General features: G+C 65.9%; 1 pseudogene. It reads right to left on the bottom strand.

What is annotated here, in order from left to right:
- Positions 1-349: pseudogene (locus SB756_RS28660) on the bottom strand (FAD-dependent oxidoreductase); the annotation flags it as partial.

The raw sequence follows: 349 nt of genomic DNA, 5'->3' as shown, positions 1-349 counted from the left end.
CGATAGACCTTGCCCTTGAAGCGGCGATCTTGCAGGGCAAGGGGCAACTCGTCGCCTTTGACCTGGTCCACACGCCCGCGCACGGCCTTGCTGGCAAAGAAGCTGGTGAGGTTGCCGGCGAGCGTGCCGGGGGACCATAGATAGTGGGCTTCGGACAGCAAGCGTACGCCGGACAAATCCAGCTCGCCCGTTCCTGCCAGGGCTTCACGCCAGCGGCGCGGCATGTCGGCAATGGCTTCGGACGCGCCGGTGAGGGCGCCGTGCAGGGCATATTTCGCCCCGCCGTGAATGATTCCCTGCGACTTCACGCTTTGCCCGCCGCCCAGGGTGGCGCTTTCCACCAGTACCG

Source organism: Pseudomonas sp. SIMBA_068, from assembly GCF_046534705.1.
GTDB classification, from domain to species: Bacteria; Pseudomonadota; Gammaproteobacteria; order Pseudomonadales; family Pseudomonadaceae; genus Aquipseudomonas; species Aquipseudomonas putida.
This window is presented reverse-complemented; position numbering and strand designations above follow the sequence as displayed.